The 19850-nt window shown below is 67.1% G+C and carries 16 protein-coding genes and 3 tRNA genes; 14 read left to right on the top strand and 5 right to left on the bottom strand.

Features of this window, described 5'->3' with window-relative positions; genetic code table 11:
• The first annotated feature begins 91 nt into the window (after positions 1 to 91).
• The 7 genes from CBM2594_RS09125 to CBM2594_RS09095 are packed head-to-tail and all read left to right on the top strand — an operon-like array spanning position 92 to position 8695.
• A complete protein-coding gene (locus CBM2594_RS09125; RefSeq protein WP_116356555.1) occupies positions 92 to 1231 on the top strand; it encodes a polysaccharide biosynthesis/export family protein in 1140 nt (379 codons plus the stop codon).
• Positions 1228 to 1665 (top strand): low molecular weight protein-tyrosine-phosphatase, encoded by a 438-nt coding sequence (locus tag CBM2594_RS09120; RefSeq protein ID WP_116356554.1) that lies wholly within the window; start codon positions 1228 to 1230, stop codon positions 1663 to 1665. Before CBM2594_RS09125 ends, CBM2594_RS09120 begins: the two co-directional genes overlap by 4 nt.
• 21 nt (positions 1666 to 1686) lie before the next feature.
• Positions 1687 to 3921, top strand: a complete 2235-nt coding sequence (locus CBM2594_RS09115) for a polysaccharide biosynthesis tyrosine autokinase (protein WP_116356553.1) — start codon at positions 1687 to 1689, stop codon at positions 3919 to 3921.
• 3 nt (positions 3922 to 3924) lie between these two features.
• Entirely contained in the window at positions 3925 to 5004 is a 1080-nt protein-coding gene (locus CBM2594_RS09110; protein ID WP_116356552.1) for a hypothetical protein, read from the top strand.
• The gene (locus CBM2594_RS09105; RefSeq protein WP_116356551.1) at positions 4967 to 6196 is read left to right on the top strand and encodes a polysaccharide pyruvyl transferase family protein; all 1230 of its coding nucleotides are present in this window, start codon (positions 4967 to 4969) and stop codon (positions 6194 to 6196) included. Before CBM2594_RS09110 ends, CBM2594_RS09105 begins: the two co-directional genes overlap by 38 nt.
• A complete protein-coding gene (locus CBM2594_RS09100) occupies positions 6196 to 7395 on the top strand; it encodes a lipopolysaccharide biosynthesis protein (protein WP_116356550.1) in 1200 nt (399 codons plus the stop codon). The genes CBM2594_RS09105 and CBM2594_RS09100 overlap by 1 nt, the downstream gene beginning before the upstream one ends.
• Complete coding sequence (locus tag CBM2594_RS09095; protein WP_116356549.1) at positions 7382 to 8695, top strand: hypothetical protein; 1314 nt, start codon at positions 7382 to 7384, stop codon at positions 8693 to 8695. Before CBM2594_RS09100 ends, CBM2594_RS09095 begins: the two co-directional genes overlap by 14 nt.
• 20 nt (positions 8696 to 8715) lie before the next feature.
• On the opposite strand, the gene CBM2594_RS09090 is transcribed toward CBM2594_RS09095, so the two are convergent.
• The 3 genes from CBM2594_RS09090 to CBM2594_RS09080 all read right to left on the bottom strand — a co-directional run bounded on the left by CBM2594_RS09090 (position 8716) and on the right by CBM2594_RS09080 (position 11907).
• On the bottom strand, positions 8716 to 9828 hold the full coding sequence (locus tag CBM2594_RS09090; protein ID WP_116356548.1) for a glycosyltransferase: 1113 nt from the start codon (positions 9826 to 9828) through the stop codon (positions 8716 to 8718).
• 55 nt (positions 9829 to 9883) lie between these two features.
• The gene (locus tag CBM2594_RS09085; protein WP_116356547.1) at positions 9884 to 11263 is read right to left on the bottom strand and encodes an undecaprenyl-phosphate glucose phosphotransferase; all 1380 of its coding nucleotides are present in this window, start codon (positions 11261 to 11263) and stop codon (positions 9884 to 9886) included.
• A 368-nt stretch (positions 11264 to 11631) separates the two neighbouring features.
• Complete coding sequence (locus tag CBM2594_RS09080) at positions 11632 to 11907, bottom strand: hypothetical protein (RefSeq protein WP_147310418.1); 276 nt, start codon at positions 11905 to 11907, stop codon at positions 11632 to 11634.
• Positions 11908 to 11924: 17 nt separating this feature from the next.
• Here CBM2594_RS09080 and CBM2594_RS09075 point away from each other — a divergent pair, with 17 nt between their 5' ends.
• From CBM2594_RS09075 to CBM2594_RS09045, 7 genes are all read left to right on the top strand, one after another.
• Positions 11925 to 12746: a transcriptional regulator gene (locus CBM2594_RS09075; RefSeq protein WP_116356546.1), complete on the top strand. Its 822-nt coding sequence runs from the start codon at positions 11925 to 11927 to the stop codon at positions 12744 to 12746.
• A 281-nt stretch (positions 12747 to 13027) separates the two neighbouring features.
• Positions 13028 to 14737, top strand: a complete 1710-nt coding sequence (locus CBM2594_RS09070; RefSeq protein WP_116356545.1) for a hypothetical protein — start codon at positions 13028 to 13030, stop codon at positions 14735 to 14737.
• 182 nt (positions 14738 to 14919) lie between these two features.
• Positions 14920 to 16041 (top strand): hypothetical protein, encoded by a 1122-nt coding sequence (locus CBM2594_RS09065; RefSeq protein WP_116356544.1) that lies wholly within the window; start codon positions 14920 to 14922, stop codon positions 16039 to 16041.
• A gap of 554 nt (positions 16042 to 16595) precedes the next feature.
• Positions 16596 to 17612 carry a transcriptional regulator gene (locus tag CBM2594_RS09060; protein ID WP_232346589.1) on the top strand — a complete coding sequence of 339 codons (1017 nt, stop codon included), beginning with the start codon at positions 16596 to 16598 and terminating at the stop codon, positions 17610 to 17612.
• A gap of 201 nt (positions 17613 to 17813) precedes the next feature.
• A tRNA-Asn gene (locus tag CBM2594_RS09055) sits at positions 17814 to 17889 on the top strand.
• A gap of 4 nt (positions 17890 to 17893) precedes the next feature.
• Positions 17894 to 17969 (top strand) — tRNA-Gly (locus CBM2594_RS09050).
• Between the two features lie 33 nt (positions 17970 to 18002).
• Positions 18003 to 18077 (top strand) — tRNA-Thr (locus tag CBM2594_RS09045).
• Positions 18078 to 18132: 55 nt separating this feature from the next.
• Here the strand turns inward: CBM2594_RS09045 and CBM2594_RS09040 are convergent.
• Positions 18133 to 19479 carry a type II toxin-antitoxin system HipA family toxin gene (locus CBM2594_RS09040; protein WP_198048117.1) on the bottom strand — a complete coding sequence of 449 codons (1347 nt, stop codon included), beginning with the start codon at positions 19477 to 19479 and terminating at the stop codon, positions 18133 to 18135.
• Between the two features lie 2 nt (positions 19480 to 19481).
• On the bottom strand, positions 19482 to 19814 hold the full coding sequence (locus CBM2594_RS09035) for a helix-turn-helix domain-containing protein (protein WP_116356541.1): 333 nt from the start codon (positions 19812 to 19814) through the stop codon (positions 19482 to 19484).
• Positions 19815 to 19850: the final 36 nt, after the last annotated feature.

Genomic DNA, 19850 nt, shown 5'->3' with positions numbered 1-19850 from the left:
GAACCAGCGGAGTCACCGCTGCGCGCTGCGCGCTGCGGCAGGGTGGCGGCGGGCCATGCGGGTCTTCTTGCAAACAAGGGAATCATCGAGAGTGCTAAAGCTTTCAAGCAGCTTGAGGTTTGGCAGGGCCGCCATGTGCCTGGGGATCGTTCCGTTGCTGGCATCGTGCGCGCTGGCGCCGGGCATGCGTTTCGACCCGCAGCGCCCGCTGGATCCGGAGGACCCGGAGTCGGTGCCCAAAGTCACGCAGATCACGCCGGCGCTGGTGCGTACGCTGAAGGCCGCCACGCCGCCCGTGAACGCCGGCGTCGAAGCGTTGTTCGGCGAGCCCGGGCCTTATACCGTGGGCATCGGCGACATTCTCTCGATCGTGGTGTGGGACCACCCGGAACTGGTATTCCCCACGCAGACCTACTCGATCGGCGCTGCCTACGAGATCCCCAGCTACAGCGGTGCGGCCAACATTCCCGGCTACGTGGTCAGTCCGGCGGGGACCATCCAGTTTCCCTATGCCGGCGTGCTCAAGGTGCTCGGCCAGACGCCGGACCAGATCCGTGGGCAGCTCAGCACCCAGCTCAAGCCGGTGGTGACGATGCCGCAGGTCACCGTGCGCGTGCTGGCGTTTCGCAGCAAGCGTGTGTACCTCGACGGCGAGGTCAAGACGCCGGGCCCGCAGAATATCGACGACGTGCCGATGACGCTGGTCGAGGCGCTCAACCGCGCCGGCGGCATCAATGTGCTGACCGGCGACAACAGCCGCATCCGCATCTCGCGCGAGGGCAAGACCTATTACGTCAGCCTGCCGGGTTTGCTGCAGCAAGGCATCGACCCGGCGCGCATCCTGCTGCGCAACGGCGATATCGTGCGCGTGGAGCAGCGCGAGGACAGCAAGGTCTTCGTGACCGGCGAGGTCGTGCGGCCGACGCCGGTGATGCCGCGCAACGGCCGGCTCACGCTCAGCGAAGCGATCGGCGAGGCCGGCGGCCTGAACCCCAATTCCGCCAACGCCAAGGAACTGTACGTGATCCGCAAGGCCGCCGACGGGCAGGCCGAGGTGTTCCACCTCGACGGCAAGTCGCCGGTCTCGTTTGCGCTGGCCGAGGCGTTCGAGCTCAAGCCGCGCGACGTGGTCTATGTCGATGCCGCGGGCGTGGTGCGCTGGAGCCGCGTGATCAACCAGCTGGTGCCGAGCGGGAATTTCTTCACCTCCACGGCGAACGCAGTCAAATGATCAAGACCGTACTCGTGGTCTGCATCGGCAATATCTGCCGCAGCCCGATGGCACAGGGCCTGCTCAGGCAGGCGCTGCCCGAGGGCGAGGTGGTGTCGGCCGGCCTGGGCGCGCTCGCCGGGCACGCGGCGGATCCGCATGCGGTGGATCTGATGAGCCGCCAGGGCGTGGACATTTCCGGGCACCGGGCCCAGCAGCTCAATCCCGTGCTGATCCGGCGCGCGGACCTGATCCTGGTGATGGACGGCGCGCAGCGGCAGGAAATCCGGCGGCTGCATCCGGCCACCACCGGACGCGTGTTCCGCCTGGGCGAGCTGGACAAGTTCGATGTGCCAGACCCTTACCGCCAGCCGCGTGCGGCATTCGAGAACGCGCTGCAGCTGATCCAGCGCGGCGTGGAGTCCTGGGTGCCGCGCATCCGGGCCCTGGGTTAAACCGATACTGTGCTGCCTGCCATGAACCAGTCCACTTATCTTCCCGTCGCGGCGCCGGCCCAGTCGGACGAGATCGCCGTCGTTCGCTACCTGGACGTGCTGGTGTCGAACCGCTGGCTGATCGCGGCCATCGCCTTTTCCATCCTGGCGCTTGGGGTTGCCTACGCGTTCCTGGCGCGCCCGGTGTACGAGGCCAACATCCTGGTGCAGGTCGAGGACAGCCAGAACAGCCCCAACGGCCTGCTGGGCGACGTCTCTTCGCTGTTCGACGTCAAGACGCAGGCGACCGCGGAAATCGAGATCCTGCGCTCGCGCATGGTGGTCGGCAAGGCGGTCGACAACCTGCGGCTCTACATCGATGCCAAGCCCAAGTACTTTCCGCTGGTCGGACCGTGGATCGCCAGCCAGTCGAAGGGGCTGTCCGAGCCCGGCCTGTTCGGCATGGGCGGCTATGCCTGGGGCGCGGAAGCGATCGAGGTGCCGACCTTCGACGTGCCGGAGATGCTGCAGGGCGAGACCTTCGTGCTGGTGAGCCTGGGCGATGGCCGCTACCGGCTCGAGCAGGGCAGCCTCGACAAGCCCATCGTCGGCCGCGTCGGCGAAGCCATCGAGGCCCATCATGCGGTCGGCGAGATCCGGCTGCTGGTGACGGCGCTGAAGGCCAAGCCCGGCGTTGCCTTCAACCTGGTGCGCCAGTCGCGGCTGAAGACGCTGGAGCAGCTGCAGCAGCAGCTGAATATCGCGGAGAAGGGCAAGCAGAGCGGCGTGATCGGGGCCTCGCTGGAAGGCAACGACGCCAGGCTTACCGCGGCGATCCTGAACGAGATCGGCGACGAGTACGTGGCGCAGAACATCAACCGCAAGGCCGCCGAGGCGGAAAAATCGCTGCTGTTCCTCAACAACCTGCTGCCGCAGCTGAAGGGCGAACTCGAACGCGCCGAAGTGAAGTACAACGCCATGCGCAACGAGCGCGGCACCTTCAACCTCAGCGAAGAAGGCAAGGCCTTCCTGCAGGAGAGCGTGACCGCGGAAACCTCGCTGCTGGAACTGAAGCAGAAGCGCGCCGAGCTGGTGACGCGCTTCGCGCCCGGCCACCCGTCGATGCAGGCGGTCGACAAGCAGATTGCCGCGCTTGCCGCCAAGGCGGGAACGGTCGCCGGCCGGGTCAAGACCCTGCCCAACCTGGAGCAGGACACCGTGCGGCTGATGCGCGACGTCCAGGTCAACAACGACCTCTATGTCGGCATGCTGAACAATATGCAGCAGCTCAAGCTGGTGAAGGCGGGCAAGGTCGGCAGCGTGCGCCTGGTGGACAGCTCGCCGGTTCCGGAAGAGCCGGTCAAGCCGAAGAAGGCGCTGGTGATCGTGCTGGCCGCGGTGCTGGGCGTGCTCGCCGGGGCGGTGGTCGCCTTTGTCCGCAACGCGCTCTATGGCGGCATTACCGATCCCAAGGACATCGAGGAACATACCGGCCTCAACGTCTATGCCACCGTGCCCCAGTCCGAGCACCAGCTTACCTTCAGCAAGGACATCCAGGCGCGCAAGCGCGGCCACTACCTGCTGGCCGACCGCTTCCCCAACGAGCCTTCGGTGGAAAGCCTGCGCAGCCTGCGCACCTCGCTGCAGTTCGCCATGCTGGACGCGCCCAACAACCGCGTGCTGCTGACCGGTGCAACGGCGGGCGTGGGCAAGTCCTTCGTCTCGGTCAACCTGGCCGCGTTGATGGCGTCGGGCGGCAAGCGCGTGCTGCTGGTCGACGCCGACATGCGCAAGGGCTACCTGAACCAGTACTTCGGCAAGGACCGCGAGCCGGGCTTGTCGGACGTGCTGGCCGGCAAGCTGGCGCTGGAAGACGTGATCCACCGCGACGTGGTGCAGGGACTGGACTTTATCGGCACCGGCACGATCCCGCCCAATCCCGCCGAGCTGATGCTGAAGGAGCGCATGGTGCGGTTGCTGGAAGACCTCAGCGCGCGCTATGACATGGTGATGATCGATTCCCCGCCGGTGCTGGCCGTCGCCGATGCCGCGATCCTGGCCGAGCGTTGCGGCACGGTGTTCCTGGTCACGCGCTTCGCCAAGAGCTCGATCGGCGAGATCTCGGAGTGTGCCAAGCAGCTGGGGCAAGTGAAGGTCAGCGTGAAGGGCGTGATCTTCAACGGCCTCGATCCCAACGCGTTCCGCTACGGCTACGGCTCCAAGTACGGGCGCTACCGCTATGCCTACTACGGCTACTCGCAGAGCGAGAAGGCGTAAGCCATGCACGCCGCGCGACTGGACCGCGACTGGATCCTGGCCGAGCGCGGGCTGGCCACCGTGGCCAGCCTGGTGCTGAGCCTGCTGTACCTGACGGTCTATTTCTTCGGCCGCGACGCGCTGCCGGAAAAATGGGTCACCGATTCCAACAAGATGCTGGAATTCCTGGTCAGCGGCTCGACCGACCTTGACGATTCGTTCGCCGCGACCGCCAGGGTGTTTTCGGTGTTCGGGGCGGAGTATGTGAACGTGGTCACCGCCACGGTCGGCGTGGCCTACGTGGCGATGGCGTCGAGCCGCGTGGCGAGCCTGCGCGACCTGGCCACGCGCTGGCTGTTCGTGCTGCCCTGCATGCTGCTGAACCTGCTGTCGCCCGGCAAGGAGACCGTGGTGATCGCGATGTCGATCGTGCTGGTCATGGCCGGGATGGCGCGCGGCGTGTCGTGGCGCGGGCTGGTCGTGATGACCATGGTGCTGTATGGGTGCTACGCGCTCTTCATCCGCAACTACTACGCGATGATCCTGGTGCTGGCGCTTGGCATCCGTGTGTCGGCGCGGCTGTCGCCGGCGTGGAAGGCGCTGGTGCTGGCCTGCGTGCTGGGCGCGATCCTGGTGGCGCCGTCCGAGATCCTGTACATCCTGCAGTCGCCGCGCGATATCTCGAACAACTATGCGTTGAGCATCGGCAGCGACAACCGCACCATGATCTGGAACCTGTATCCGCCCACGTCCGGTGTGAACTTCCTCATCAACTACCTGTACGCTGCGGTCATGTTCGTGCTGCCGGTGATCAGCTTCCGCGCGCCGGTCGATCTGGCCATGATGCTGATGCACGCGGCAATCCTGCGCGTGGCGCTGCGCGGCTTGTCGGGTACGCCGGCGGTGAGCGAAGACGAGCGCAAGCGCCGCTGGTTCGCCACGCTGGTCGTTGCGCATATCCTGGTGCAGTTTATCTTCGAGCCGGACCTGGGCAGCTATGTTCGCCATCTCACCTCGGTCAGCTTGTTTCTCATCCCTTTGCTAACTGCCTTGCCGGCCAAACAAGATGAAGCACGTCGTCATATGCGCGGTGCCGTACAGTGACAACCTCGGCGATGCGGTGATCGCCGAAACGCTGGGCCACCTGATCCGCCAGGCCGTGCCGGATTGCCGGGTCAGCTACCTGGACATTGCCGGGCGCACCCGCCTGGGGGAGAACTCGCTGAAGAAGGGACGCCTGATGCGGCTGTTCTCGCGGCTGCCGGGCTGGGCCCGGGTGCCGGTGCTGACCGCTGCGATCTGGCTGAAATACCGGCGGCAATGGCGCGCCCGCTGGCAGCAGCAACTCGCCGATGCGGATATGGTGGTGGTCGGCGGCGGCCAGTTGCTGTGCGACGTGGACCTGAACTTCCCGCTCAAGCTCTACCTGCTTGCCCGCTGCCTCGGCAAGAACGCGCGGGTCGCGCTGGTGTCGGTGGGCGTGGCGGCCGGCTGGTCGCGCCTGGGGCGCTACCTGGTGTCGCGCTTCTTCGCGCTGGCGGCACCGCAATACGTCTCGGTCCGCGATGAAAGCTCGCGGCGCCATATCGTCGGCCTTGGCGCGGGCGAGGCCTGCGACGTCGCCATCATTCCCGATCCGGCCATCCTGAGTTCGGCGCTGTATGCGGAGTACGGGGTGGAGAAGCGCTGGGACGTCGGCATCTGCGTCTCGGACGTCGAATCGCTGCACTACAACGCTGACCTCGGCGCCGGATCGGAGCAGGGCGGGGGGCTGGGCATGTTCGTGGAGCTGGTGCACAAGCTGCGGCAGGGCGGACAGCGCGTGGTGCTGTTCACCAACGGCGCGGAGGAAGACAACCTTGCCGCGGCCGCGGTCAGCAGCCGGCTGGGCGCGGAGGGACTGATCGGCGTGGATGTCAGGCTGCCCGACACCCCGGCGGAGCTGGCGTCAATCATCGCCGGCTGCCACAGCATGGTCGGGCATCGGATGCACGCCAACATCATCGCCTTCAGCTTCGGCGTGCCTTCGGTCGGCATAGTCTGGGACACCAAGGTCGCGTCGTTCTTCAAGCTGAGCGGGCGCGGCGATTTCGCGGTGCGGCAGAGCGCCAGCGCCGACGACGTGATCGAAAGGCTGGCCTGCGCGCGCTCGCTGGGCGCGGCGCAGTTCAAGCGTTCGGCGCGGCTGGGCCGCGAGATTACCCAGGGCCTGGCGCAGCTGTTCAGCCAGAAGCCGGCAGTGCCGGCCACGCCGGCGCCGCTGAAGGCCGCGCCTTCGCTCGAGGGGACGCCATAATGCGCCGCATGCTGTCGGCGCTGGGCGCGGTGTTCGAGCAGGCCGCGTATACGGCGGTCCAGTTCGGCATCAACGTGGCGCTGGCGCGCTCGATGGACGTGGCCGGCTATGGGCTGGTGGCGGTGGTGCTGTCGCTGGTGGTGTTTATCAACATCTTCTATGTCGCGTTCCTGCACGAGCCGGCGCTGATCGAGGGGATCCGGCTGCGCGTGCGCTTCTCGGTCGAAGTCGCGGTGCTGACGGTATTCCCCGTTGCGGCCGGCTCGATCCTCTACCTGTACGGGCATGGCCTGAGCACATCGGCGTGTGCGGCGGCCGCGGTGCTGTTCGCCAGCTATACCGCCTACTGGGTGCTCAGGACCGTGGGCGCGAAGGCGCGCGGCTATGCCGGGCTGCTGGTCTGCCACACGCTGGTCGGCGCCGGCGTGGCCATGATCGGGCTGGCCGCCGGCACGCAGCCGGCGCCGGCGGCGATGCTGATGCTCGCCGCCGCGATCCTGCTGCCCACGCTGGTGGCCGCCGCCACGCTGCGCCGCCGCGGGCGCATCGAGATCGTCCCGGGCCGGCCCGACTCGCCGCGCCAGTGGCTGGGCTTCGGGGCCAGCTCGGCCAGCGCGCAGCTGATGAGCTGGCTGGTCGGGCCGGGGCTGGTGGTGCTGCTCGGCTCGCTCGGGCATTTTGCGGAGTCGGCCAAGTTCCGCATCCTGCTGACGGTGCTGCTGCCGGCCCAATATGTCCTGATGGCGCTGGGCTACCACCTGATGCCAAGGTTCGCGGCGTCGTTCAGGCAGGACGACACGCTGACGCTGGTCCGCAACGCAGCCGGGTTCGTGCTGGGCGGCGTGGTGCTGTCCGGCGCGCTGAGCGTGCTGCTGCTTCTGTTCGGCGACCAGCTCGTGGTCATGCTGTTCGGCGCGGCCTATGGAGATCTCGACGTGCGCTTCTTTTCGCTGTTTCCGATCGTGTTTGCGGTGGTGATGTGCCTGCGCACCTTGCTGAAGTCCTTCGGCATGGCGCGCGCCATCTTCGTTGCCGCGGGCGTCGGCCTGCTGGCCGGCGTCGCGCTGGGGGCATGGCGCTATCCGCGGCTCGACTACCTCGTCGCGGCGCAGGTGATGCTGGTGTCGTTCGTCGTCATCGCGCTGTTCCAGACCGGTGCGCTCGCCATGGGCGTACTGCGCAGGCATGGCGCCGCATAGCGCAGCGGCGCCGCGCGCCGCTGCGCGGGCGCTGGCGTTGGCAGCGCTGGTGGCGGTGTCGGGCTGGCTGCCCGGGCGGCCGGCGCATGCCGAAGCCGCGCAGGCCTCTGGCCGGATTGCGTCGATGCCCGCGTTTGCCGTGCAGATCGATCCCGCCACGGTGTCGGCCCGCGATCTGGCGGAGATCCGGCGCCTGGGTTTCTCGCATGTGCGTTTCGGCGTGCGGCCCGAGGTGGTGCGCGGGCACCTGCCGCCGCAGCGCTACGCGCAGGTCATTGCGCAGGCGCGCCAGGCCGGCCTGCACATGCTGGTGACGCTGTATGGCGGGCGGTATATCTGGGGCGATGACGGCAAGGATGGTGGCAGCGATGCCAGCGAAGCGAAGTTCGCCGCGTTCGCGGCCGATTTCATGCGGCGCAACGCGGGGCCGGACCTGTCGTACGAGATCTGGAACGAGCCCGACAACAAGACCTTCCTGCATCCCTCGGTACCGATCTCGCGCCTGATCTCCAGCGCCGGCAAGATTTGCGACGCGCTGGCGCAAGCCGGCACGGCGCCGCAACCATCGGTGTACCTGTTCGGCCTGGCGCGGCTGCCGAAACCGGAGAATCCCGCGGGCGAACAGTCCTTGTCGCGCCTGCTGACCGATCCGCGCCTGGGCTGCATCAAGGGACTCAGCATCCATCCGTACCGCGCCATACCCGAGACGCTGCTGCGCGACTACCGGCAACTGAGCGAGCGCATCCGCAACTCGCCGCGCCCGGGCGCGCAACTGATTGTCAGCGAATGGGGCTATGCCTCGTACCTGCCGGTGCGCAGCGAAGCCACGCAGGCGACGCTCATCGCCAGGCAGGTGCTCGCGGGCGTGATGGCGCAAGTGCCGATGCTGGGCATCTATGCATGGCGCGACCGCGGCCAGGCGCGGTGGGACCGCGAGGCCAACTTCGGCTTGCTGAGGAACGATGGCTCGGAGAAGCCGGTCATCGCCATGCTGCGCGACCTGCTGGGCGTGCTGGCCGGGGCGCAGGACGCGCACTGGCGCCAGCGCCAGGACAGCTTCGTGCTGTCGCTGCGCAAGGGCGGCGTGGCCCATCGCATCTATTGGGGGCCGCAAGGGCGCACGCTGTTGCGTGAAGCGCTGGCGCAAGCGGCGGATGGCTGCACGGTGAGGGTGCTGGGCACCGCGGAGAAGGCGCTGCCGTGCGCGGCGCTGCTGCGGGACAGCGCGGAGGACAGCGCAAGACTCGCCGATGAGGCGATGCTGCTGGCCAGCTGGTCCGGCGGCAAGGCGCCGCCCTGACCAGCGCGGCCGATGCCGTGCTAGGCCAGCGCGGCGCTCGAGTAGAACGACTCGAACTTCCTCGCCTGCGTCACGATATTGAACTCGGACTTGGCGCGGCTCACGGCGTGCTCGGACATGGTTTGCCACAGCGTGGCATCGCCGACGATGGCTTCGATCGAACTGGCCATGGAAGGGGCGTCGTCGACCGGCACGATAAAGCCGTTGCTGCCATCGACGATGATGTCCTTGATGCCGTCGACGTCGGTGCCGACCACCGGGATCGCCAGCGCATTGGCTTCGGCCAGCACGTAGCCGAAGCTCTCGTAGTGCGAGGTCAGCACCACCACCGCGGCATGCGCCAGCAGTTCCTGCAGCTCGGAGCGGCTCATCCACGCGATCGCGGTGATGTCCCGGCCCTCGACCAGCCCGCGTTCCTGCAGCATGGCATCGAGCGTGGCGCGGTCGTTGTCGTAGTGGCCGTAGCCCACCAGCATGAACTCTATGTCCTGGCGGCCCTGGAACAGCCTGGCCACGTCCAGGAACATCGGGATGTTCTTCTGCGGGCTGATCCGCGCCACCATGATCACGCGCTTGACGCCGGCGCCCAGCTGCCGTTCGCCCGGCACGGAGCGGGGCTCGACCGCGTTCAGGATGGCATGCGCGCGTTCGCGCGGCAGGCCGACGTCATGGATGGCGCGGTCGCGCTCCGACGGCGAGGTGGCCAGCACCGCATCGGTCAGGCGGTGCAGGAAGCGCTCCGCCATCAGGAACACGCGCCGCTTGATGCCGCGCAGGCCCAGGTAATAGTAGGCGTGCGGGGTGTAGACCACGCGCACGTCCAGCCCGATGCAGGCCAGCCGGCCCACCAGCCCCGCCTTGGAGCTGTGCAGGTGGACGATCTGCGGCGCCACGCGCCTGACCAGCGCGCGCAGGCTGAGCGCCGCCTTCAGGTCGTTGAGCGGATCGAGCTTGCGCGGGATCGGCAGGTAGCTGACGCCGAAGTTGCGCGCATCGGCAACCGCCGAGACCGAGCACTGCTTCGGCAGCGCGAAGTGGAAGCTGATGTGCTCGTCGTTGATATGGGAGGCGAGCAGGTGCAGGTAGGTCTCGACACCGCCCAGGCACTCGGTCACGTGCAGGACTTTGATCATTGGCTTGCGGATTCGATGGGGTAGCGGTTGCGGATGCGGAGTGGGCGGGCGTGGCTCAGTAGGCGTTGCTGCCCATCCAGCCGCGGAACGCGGTCCAGAAAATGATGCGAAGGTCGAGCCAGAACGACCAGTTGCGGATGTAGAAGATGTCGTGCTCGACCCGCTTGGCCATCTTGTCCAGCGTGTCGGTCTCGCCGCGATAGCCGTTGATCTGCGCCCACCCGGTGATGCCCGGCTTGACGCGGTGGCGCAGCATGTAGAAGTCGAGCTGCTCCTTGTACATGTTGTTGTGCGCCATGGCGTGCGGGCGCGGACCCACCACGCTCATCTCGCCCTTCAGCACGTTGATGAACTGCGGCAGCTCGTCCAGGCTGGTGCGCCGCAGGAAGGCGCCGATCGGCGTGACGCGGCTGTCGCCCTTCCTGGCCTGGGTGACGGCGCCGTGCTCGCTATGCACCTTCATGCTGCGGAACTTGTAGACGTGGATGACGCGCCCGTCCATGCCCAGCCGCTCCTGCTTGAAGAACACCGGTCCGGGCGAGTCGCGCTTGATCAGCACCGCGATCAGCAGGAACAGCGGCGACAGCGAAACCAGCACCAGCGCGGCGAAGGCGCGGTCGAAGATGGCCTTGATGGTGCCGCGCACGCCCAGCGAAGGCGGCTTGTTCATCTCCACCGCGGGCATGCCGAGGAAATTGCCGACGTTGTGGTTGAGCAGGTCGAAGTCGAGCACGCTCGGCATCCACTTGATGTCGATGAAGTCGTTGCGCAGCGAGAAGGCGATTTCCTGCATCAGCCGGTGCTCGCTCATCGGCAGCGTCAGCCAGATCTCGGCAATGCCGTGCTCGCGCGCGAACGCGGCGATGTCGGCGCTGTCGTCGATGCGGCGGCGTCCTTCGGGCGTGGGTTCGCCTTCGGCGGCATAGATGCCGCTGATCTTGTAGCCGGTGGTGTGGCTGGCGGTGGCGCGGCGGTACATCTCCTGGCCGGTGCGGCCGAAGCCGACGATGATCACGCGCTTGTTGTTGGCGCCGGCGACACGCAGCAGGTTGAGCGCGGCACGGCTGGCCACGCGCAGCGCCACCAGCGCCACCAGCGAGAACACGTACCAGTAGACCATCCACAAGCGCGACAGCGAGTCGGTCTGGTGCAGCAGGTAGGTCAGCAGCAGGCTGACCAGCCAGACCAGGCTCCATGCCGACAACAGCCGCGCGGCGAGCGAGAACAGGCTGCGCCCGCGCCACGACGTGTACACGTCGAAGCCTGGCAGCACGATGAAGGCAATGGCACAGGCAAAGTACTGGATGAACTGGTGGATTGGCGCCTGCGCGGTATCGAACCGCACTTCACTGGCCAGGATTGCCGCCACCCAGATGGCGCCGGCGTCGAGCAGGCGAGCCATCAGCGCGAGCTGATCATGGTGCCTGGCAAACATATCGCGATAGATACCCAATTGCTTCTCCCAGAAGCGTTGAGTAATGGGCGCTCAAGCGAGTGCCCACGCCCTTGTTGTCTCCTCCGAACTCCCGCTCCGCGCGACGTGGCGGACCGGCTCGTCGCATGGCCTGCATCTGGCTGTGCAGGCTCATGACGTGATCAGGCAGAGTCGTGCGCGGCCGCCTTGCGGCAGCTGCTTCCATGGCGTGGCCGTGGTCAGCGGATGACCGGCCACGGGCCGCCTCGTCGAGGGGCCGTGCATGGAATCGCAACGCTCTCTTTCTGCCGGCGCGCTGACGGTGCCGGCGTGCTCCGTGTTTTCAGGAGCGAATAGTGCGGCGCGGCCAAAAGCGTCGGTACCCTTCATCAGAAGGGAAACTCCGCAGCGGTCTGAAGCAGTGCTGCGCAGGCGCGTGCATGGCGATCGGTGGGGGACGTGATCGACTTGCGCGCGTTTTTTCGCGCGCGAAAATGCCGCCATTCGCGTTTCGCCGTTACCCCGCGCAAGGAGGGAAACGACAGGGCAGCGCACCCCTCGCTGCGGGGGTGAGAATAAAAAGCGTTGGCGAGCGGCTTCGGCAGCGCCGGTTTTTGCGAGGCGCCGGTAATGCGGATGCGGCTCAGCGTCTGGGCATCCTTCACTCCATCGCGGTAGAGGAATGAGAAAGAACACAGAGCCACATACGGTATTCACGCGCGAACAGCTGGATGCGTATTTCGCGTCGTACGTAGGGATGGAAGGCGGCAATCCAGGCGCAGCGGTCTGGTTCTGCGACAGCGCTCCGCATCCCGGCGTGGCGCCGCTGTCGGGGCCGCTGGTTCCGCATGCGCGGCCCACCGCGTGGGATGCCGCTTACCGCTACAGGTTCCGCCATCACATGGAGCGCTGGCAATCGCACCAGAAGATCGCGCGCATCATGGCGGCGGCGCGCGCCAGGGTCTTCAGGACCACCATGGGCGAGCAGGAGTGGCGGCACTACTTCGACCACCACCTGTACGCGCCGCATGGCGCCGAGTTCAAGCTCAGCCTGTTCCCGCTGCCGGCGCGCCTGACCGACGAGCTGCCATGGTCGAAGGCGTTTCGCGGCCAGCCCGAGCTGTTCCCGCGCCAGCGCTATCTCGACCTGTGCCGCGAAGGCCGGCGCTTTCCCTTTATCGACGCGATCCGCCGGCGCTGGAAGCCGAAGGTGGTGGTATGCCTGGGCGAGCGCCACGCCGACGACTTCGCGCAGGCCTTCGTGCTGGCGCAGGCGCGCGCCAGCGACCACGTGCTGCAACCCGCCGACCAGCCCAAGACGCTGCGCGTGCTCGAGCGCGACGGCACCACGTGGCTGATCTGCCCGCCGCTGGCCGGCGCCGGCGGAATGATGTCCGACGTGCTGCTCGACGCGATGGGGCAGTACCTGGCGCGCTGGCTGCGGCCCGACGATTTTTCCGGGCACGTCATGGCTGTGGCGCGCGAGCCGGTGAGCCTGCCATGAGGCCTCGTCGGCGCGCGTCAGCGGCGCCCGCGTGCGGGCCCTGGCATCCGCGGTGGCGGCGCTTTGACTTTCCCCCGCGATGCAGGGGTGACACGGATTGGTGGAGGCGTTTATCTGCGTGCTGCCGCGATCGGCAAGCTGCTGCGGCGGCATCCGCTCGCGGTTTCGCGCGTGGCAGCAGAGGCAGTGCAGGGCGCTGGAGACTGTGCGAGGCAGGTTCACCGTCGCAGGCTTCCCCACCATGTTTCGTCGTAGCGAAGTATTGAACTCAGGAGAGCAGCGTGCAAAGCAAAACCCGGAACATCTTCATCCTTGGCATCATGGCAAGCGCGGCGGCAACGCTGGTCGCTTGCGGCGGCGGCGACGACTCACCCCCGCCGTCCCAGCCGTCCCAACCCTCTGCCACGGTGAGCGGCAAGGCGGTGGACTTCTACCTGTCGGGCTCGACCGTCACCTTCACCGACTGCGAGAACAAGACCGCGGTCACCAACGCCACCGGCGACTTCACCTTCCCGGCAGGCTGCACCAAGAGCGCGCTGCGCGTGACCGGCGGCACTGACGTCGGCACCAGCCTGCCGTTCGCCGGCGTGCTGCAGGCCGCGGCGATCGATTTCCGCGAGGGCGTGAGACAGGTGGTGTCGCCGCTGACCACGCTGGCGGTGCAGCTGGGCGGGGGCCAGGTCGCGCCGCTGACAACCGGGCTAGGCCTGGCGGGCAAGGACCTGGCCACGCTCGACCCGATGCAGGATGCGGCCGCGCTGCGCGCGGCGGTGGTGGTGCGGCAGCTGGTCGACCACGTTTCCAAGACGCTGACCGGCCTGGGCCAGGGCGGCACGCTGACGCCGGCGGATTCGGCCGTGGCGGCGTCGAAGGCGGTCGCCACCGCGGTGGCGGGCGCATCGGGCACGGCGGACCTGGCCAGCGGTGCGCTGGTTGCGGGCGTGGTGTCCAGCGCCGTGCAGAACGCGCAAGCCGGGCTGCCCGCCGCGCTGCAGTCGAACGTCGGCGCGGTCGCCGCCAACGTGGCCGCACTGGCCGCGCCGGTGATCGCCAGCGAGGTGGCAAGCGTCAACACCGCGCTGGAAGCGATCGACGTCAGCAGCAGCCCCACCGAAACCCTGTCGGCGCTGGTCGAGGGCGGGTCGATCAACGTCGTTACGCAGAGCGCTCAGTCCAACACGACCACGGCGCTGGTGCAGGCGGTCACGGCCGGCGCACTGACCAATGCCGCCAACGCGGCGGGGCTGGCGCAACTCGGCGACGCCGTCTCGGGCGGCAGCGCCGCGGAGATCCAGCAGGTCGCCGCCAACCTCGGCGGCGTGGTCGACGCGGGCGCGATCAACAGCGTGGCCGACGCGGTCCGGCTGAAGAACTCGCTGGTGCTGTCGAACCTGACCATCAACGGCGTGACGCAGCCGATCACCGACACCATCACCGCCACCGGCGGCTCGCTCGATGCGATCCAGGTGGGCCTGGCGCAGAACGGCGACGCCTTCAACGGCGGACCGACGCAAGTGCGCGCGGGCCTGAGCTACACCTATAACGGCAACCAGGTCGACGTCATCATCGAGAACGTGACGCTGACCTTCAACGGCTCGCAGCTGGTCGATGCGGTGGTGCCGGCCAACACCGCGTATTCGTTCCGTGTCAGCGGCAACCTGTCGGTCGCTGCAAGCCTGACCAACGCCGCCGCCGACAGCCTGTTCTCCAGCGCCAACGGCGGCTCGCTCAACCTGCCGTTCACGACCTTCCTCGGCAAGCTCAGGTCTTCCGGCGCGCTGAGCCAGGCGCAGGTCGACGCGCTCACGCCCAGGGCGACCAGCACCTTCCCGGTGACGTTCGCGACCACCACCGGCCGGCCTGGCCGGGATGTGCGCGTCGGCATGCTGGTCAACAACGACGTGGCCTTCGCCAAGACGGCGCTGGTCAAGACCGACGCCGAGATGGTGGTCGGCGACGGCCTCAAGACCACGGTCACGCTCAACCCGTGACCGGCGCGTAGCGCCGCTGGAGTAGGGGCCTTCCGCCAGGACGGGGAAGGCCAGGCTCCCGGTCACCCCAACGCGTGCCGCGCGACTGCAACACAGGGTGGCCGGGTCATGTTCTGTCTGCGTCGGCGCTTTCCGCGGAACGCGCCGCGCATGAGGCTCGCCCGGGGGCCTCGGAGTTTCCTATGCAGCTGTTTCGCAAGCGCCGGCTCGACCAGGCCTGCGCCCTGATGCTGGGGTTGTGTGCCGCCGGTACGGCCAGGGCCGCCCCGGACGATGTGTTCATGCAAGCCGAGCCCGCCACCGGCGAATTCACCTCGGTGCGGGTCGAGGCCAGCTACGACATGGTCAACCGCAGCGTCGATGTGTTCAACCTGCGCGGGCGCCAGGGGCCGGTGTCGGACAACGCGGGCGACTACCGCGGCGGCAAGCTGATGCTGGGCTACAAGTTCTCGCCGCACTGGTCGGGATCGGCCACCTACTGGCGCCGCGGCATCGACTACGGGCAGGACCGCAACCACATCGACACGTGGATGCTGGCGATGCACTATGACCCGCTGGCCGAAGCCGGCGCGCGCGATCGCATCATGCTGCGTTTCTCGCTGTGGGGCGACCACGCCGGCAGCCTGGAGCGCTCGTCGCCGGTGATGGTGCGCAACACCACCTTCAACAGCCTTACCGTCAACAACGCCAACGATGTCCAGGCCCAGGCCGACGTGATCTTCTCGGGCGAGCTGAGCGAGCGCAACCAGCTTACCGGCTTTGTCGGGCTCGGCATCAGCCGGGTCTCGGTCGGCAGCCTCAATACCCGGCTGCAGCGCGGCAACTGCAATTTCAATGTCGGCATCGGTTCCGACAATCTCGCCAAAGGCCAGCTCGCCGCGCCCTGCAACGTGGGCAACGTGACCCTGCAGTCGGCCTCGTTTGCCGTCAACGCCAGCCAGTTCGGCCTGGATTTCAACGACGACTTCAACTACACCGCCGGCTACCTGAACCTGGGCGCGTCGTGGCGCTGGAAGTACAACCGCTTCGCGGCGCGCCTGGGCTACCAGTTCCAGTACCTGCTGCGCAGCAATGTCGACAGCCGCGCCGAGACCTACGGCAACGCGCCGATCCGCTCCAACCATACGCTGGGGCTGGAGCTGTCGTACGGGGTGGCGAAGAACGTCGAGGTGTTCGTGCGCGGCCAGGCGTCGCTGTACAACTTCGTCGGCACCATCCCGTTCCTCTACAACGCGACCACCGCCGGCAAGCTGGACCGCTACTACGGCTACGGCTCGATCGGCATCCGCTTTTCGGGATTCTGAGCACCGCCCGGATCCGGTAATCCGTCAGTTGTTTTTTATCCCCTCCGGCGAGGGGATGGAAAATCGCGCCCCGAATATATTGCAGCGCAGCAGACCGTTTATTTCAGACCTTAGAAGATTGAAATTCCTATATCCGAAAGCATTGGATAAAATCATCTCAATCAAGAAAGGGCTATAGAGCCCTAAATCAGTCGAACCAGCACCGGCATGGTGCGTTTTGTGAAAGGCGTGTGTGCCAGTTCTGTGCACGTTTTATTACGAGGTTCGAAACATTTGTAATATTTTGTATTTCCTGGGGGAAGTAAAATAATGAACAAAATTCGACCTGTTTAAATAAGCCCGGGAGCAACGCGCCTTCTCGGAGCCAGCAGCGGCTTTCGAAATCCCCGTGACCGGATCGCCTGGCAAGCGGCGCCGCATGCCGGCGCGCGCCTGTTTCATTCATTCCGGTGGGCAGTCCAGGGCATTATAAAAAATGATGGCAGCATGCCGCTCGGGGGAGGGGCATTCCGCGTTCGTCCATCTGCTTTCCTGCACAAATAAAGAATTTGCATATGACCACGGCAGTACGTACGCCCATTGCGGCGGCGGCATGCTGCGGCATTAAATATTGGGGGTCCCACCAAGCAGCAAGGGATAAAATGCAGCATTCACGGATGTTCACGCGTCAGGAACTGGACCGTTATTTTGCCTCCTACGTCGGGATGGAAGGAGGCAATCCAGGGGCTGCCGTCTGGATATGCGACAAAAGCCCCGCGTGGTCGGAGCCTATCGTCGCACCGCTTAATCCGCAGCTGGCACCACCGGCCTGGGATGCCGTGTTCCGCCAGCAGCATCGACAAGACATGGCCAGGTGGTTCGGCCACCAGTGCGTGGCGCGCATCATGGCGGCCGCGCGGGCCGAGGCGCTGGGGGTGCGGCTCGGCGACAACGACTGGGAACACTATTACTGGAGCCACCTGTACTCGCCGGGCGGCGCGGAATTCAGGCTGAGCCTGTTTCCGCTGCCGGCGCATGTCGACGGCAGAACCACATGGTCCAAGGCGTTCCGCGGCCAGCCGGAACTGATTCCGCAGAAGCGCTATGTCGCGCTGTGCCGGGAGGGCGAGCGCTTCCGCTTCATTGCCAGGACGCGCGAGCGCTGGCGTCCGAAGGTGGTGGTCTGCCTGAGCCACCGCCATACCGACGAATACCTCGAAGCCTTTGCGCTGGAGGGCATCGCGGGCGAAGAGCACGCACTGCGGCCGGCGGACCAGGCCAGGCGCCTGCACCTGTTCAACAAGGACGGAACCACGTGGATCATCTGCCCCGCCATCGGCGGCAGCGCCGGCATGACGTCGCAGGTTCAGCTCGATGCCTTCGGCCAGTTCATCGGCACGCGCCTGGCTGCGAGCGACTTCGCGCACTGCGTCGAGCTTGAAGCGCACGAAGCGCACCAGGCGCCGCCGCAGCCGCAGCGGTACGCCGTGCCGCCGCTCGAGGTGGCCGAGCTGAATCTGGGGCATCGCATCCGGCCGGGTCTGGCATGGGGCGAAGCCGCCATGGCGGGGAATCTGGAAAGCTACGCGTAGCGCTGCCGGCATGACGGGCGATCTTGCATCGCCCTTTGTGTCGCCGTTATCGGCGATCCCGCTGGCGCAGGCCCCGGGATTCAGCGCGGAAGGGGCTTTCAAGACGGGACGATCAACGGGACGATCAATGGGCCATTCAAAGGGCTTTCAAAACCGCGCGATGATGTTGTAGAATTCGCGCTTCGCTGAACGGCGATATGTTCCCTGATAGCTCAGTCGGTAGAGCGACGGACTGTTAATCCGCAGGTCCCTGGTTCGAGCCCAGGTCGGGGAGCCAGCATGCGGGAGTAGCTCAGTTGGTAGAGCGCAACCTTGCCAAGGTTGAGGTCGCGAGTTCGAGACTCGTCTCCCGCTCCATTCGGTTCCGCGTGGTTCCACGCCGGAACACACGCCCATGTGGCTCAGTGGCAGAGCACTCCCTTGGTAAGGGAGAGGTCGGCAGTTCGATCCTGCCCATGGGCACCATCTCCCCATCCGGTTTTTTGATCTGGCCGAGCCTCGTGCCGGCGAACGCCCGCGTTCACAGCTCTGGCTCGGTGCGCGCCGCCAGCTTCCGGTTGTGCCGGCGCATGCCGTCGAAAATCGCGTCGGCCACATCCAGCGGGAAGTCGGCCGGCAACGCGGATGCAACCGTATCGATGACCTGCGCGGTCTGCGCGGTCACGTAGTCGAGCATGTCATCCACTTCGGCGGGCGCGAAGCCGATGCGCTGCCCCTGTGCCAGCCAGTGGCGCCGGCGGATTTCGTGGATGGCGTAGTGGCTGTTCCTGCCATGCAGCGCCATCGCCAGCCGCGCCTTCTGCGGCGCCAGCTGGTTGCGGCCGCGGCCGGTCACCGGATGCGCCGACAGCACGTCGTACAGCGGCGTCGCCTCATACTGGCTGCCGGGCAGGTGGCTGATGCTGAAGTTCTTGGCATGGCCGTCGGTTGCGGCCAGCAGCCAGAACACCATCTGCGCCATGAAGAATTGCCGGCGGTCTGCCAGCGCCGCGCGCGAGCCGGACAGGATCTCGGCAATCTGCCGGATGCCGGGGCCGCCGTCGGACTCGTATTTCTGCAACGCCGAGGTGCCGGTGGCCTGGCACATGTCTTCCTGCGGCAGCCGCAGCAGCCAGGTGCCGCGGCTCGACGGCCTGCGGTCGAAGCGTTCGACCACCAGCGCCTTGGTGCCGGCAAAGCGGGCGATCTCGCACTGCGCCACCGGCAGGCCATAGGCCGCCACGATCTGCGCGCACAGCCATTCGTTTTCCACCGAGGTGCGCATGTCCGCGCGCATATTGCCCACCAGCCCGAGCGGCAGCTTGAAGATATGCGTGGTCGGCGTGCTGCCCTGGGGCAGCTGCCATTGTCCGCGCCAGCGCAGCAGCGCGGTCTTCTCCTGCGCGCCGGCGATCGACAGCCGCAGGTCGTCGATGGGCTCGCGCTGGCCGAGCACCGGGGCCGACGTGGTTTCGTGCAGCAGCGTCGCGATCTCGTCTTCGCTGAGCGCGCGGCCGCTGACCGTCTGCAGCGCTTCTGGCGCTTCGCCGGGCGGCAGCATCTGGATGGCGCCGACGCAGTCACGTCCCACCCTGGCCAGCAGCGCGAAGGCGTCGGTGCCGCCGGCCCGGTAGCGCGCCGCGATCCGGCGCCGGATGGCATCGCTGTCGGGCAGCAGGTTGTCGAAATAGTTGGTCACGGCGGCGCCGCGATGCGGCTGGTTGCCCGGCGTGAACGGCAGCGACAAGGACAGCGGGCGTCCCTGCGGGTCGGCGATCCAGTCTTCGCGATAGACCAGCCGGTCGCCGCCGGCGCCGGTTTCCCAATGGCCGACCGGGATGCCGTTCATCCACAGGTCGAGCCGGTTGGCGTGCCGCGCGCGTGCCATGGTCACCAGTCCTCCCGCGCGCGCCGGCCGGTCGCGGCGCGGGCCGTTTCCGGCTGGCTTGCCGGGGCCTTCGCCCTGGCCCGGGGCCGGGCTGGCGCAGCCGGCGCGGTATCGCCCTCAGCCGCCTGGGACAGCACCAGTTCGACGCCGAGCACGCGCAGCACCCGCAGCAGCCGCTCGACGCTGACGGCGGCGGGGTTGGCTTCCAGTTCGGCATAGGTTTGCTGCGTGACCCCGAGGTGCCCGGCCATCATGGCCTGGGTCATGCCGCGCGACTTGCGGAATCCCTGCAGGATCGGACGCAACTGGTGGACGGTCTTGATGGCGTAGTGCATGGCGCGCTCCCGGGCCGGCGGAGCGCCGGACGGATA

Origin of the sequence: Cupriavidus taiwanensis (assembly GCF_900249755.1) — a bacterium.
GTDB lineage: Bacteria > Pseudomonadota > Gammaproteobacteria > Burkholderiales > Burkholderiaceae > Cupriavidus > Cupriavidus taiwanensis_D.
The sequence above is the reverse complement of the archived record's forward strand: the minus strand, read 5'-3'. Positions and strand labels throughout refer to the sequence as shown.